Genomic DNA, 765 nt, shown 5'->3' on the forward strand with positions numbered 1-765 from the left:
GCCGATACTAATTAAGCAAAGCAGATTCAGTGCAGCTTCAGCTTTACTTCATCATAGGTAGCTTACAGGATATTGTTACTTTTTAGCCCACCAAAGTGGTGTTGCCACAGCATCTTCTCCATTCAGGAACCCGATAGCCTGTCTGTAGCCTTCCGGGTTTGTATTCTGCAAGCTCGAAGGGTATTTCAGTCGTTGCGGGAAGAACTCCTTTCTACTCTCCATATAGTTGGAGGAAGTTATTGCAGGCAGGTTTGGAAGCGGGTTCTCCACTGCAGGGTTCTCGAAGAATGGCAGACCAAGTCTTCTGTGATCGTTCCAGGCCTCCAGCGGCAACCACGGGAACTGGGCGATATACTTCTGTGTGATAATCTTGGTCAGATGGTCATTCTTCACACTTCCGTTCTTGTACAGGTGATTAGCCGGGTACTTGACAGTAGCCACCTCTTGTGCACCTGTATAGCCATTTTCATACTGCATGGTATAGGTGGCCGGAGGTTCAGCAATATGGTCCCAGCTAGCCGATGTACCATTTCGGTTATACTTGTCAGAGCTTAGGTAGCCGCCCATCGGTGCACCCCAGTAAACAAAATTACTTGTAACGCCTGCTTCATAGGCTTCTTTCGCAGACATCGGTGTACTCCAGCCACGTACAGCAGCCTCTGCCAGCAGGAAGTAGGTCTCCCATGGCCCGAAGAAAACACGCTCGCTCTGGCTTGCTCTAAATTGCTGCCCCATACGTGGTATGGTACCAGGATAAGAATAAAC

The 765-nt window shown here is 49.2% G+C and carries 1 protein-coding gene; it reads right to left on the reverse strand.

Annotation, left to right across the window (positions count from 1 at the left end; all coding sequences use genetic code 11):
• Window positions 1–75: 75 nt before the first annotated feature.
• A partial coding sequence (locus tag OB13_RS12665; RefSeq protein ID WP_461490533.1) for a SusD/RagB family nutrient-binding outer membrane lipoprotein occupies window positions 76–765 on the reverse strand: 690 nt, incomplete at its 5' end.

It is taken from the genome of Pontibacter sp. HJ8 (assembly GCF_054824225.1).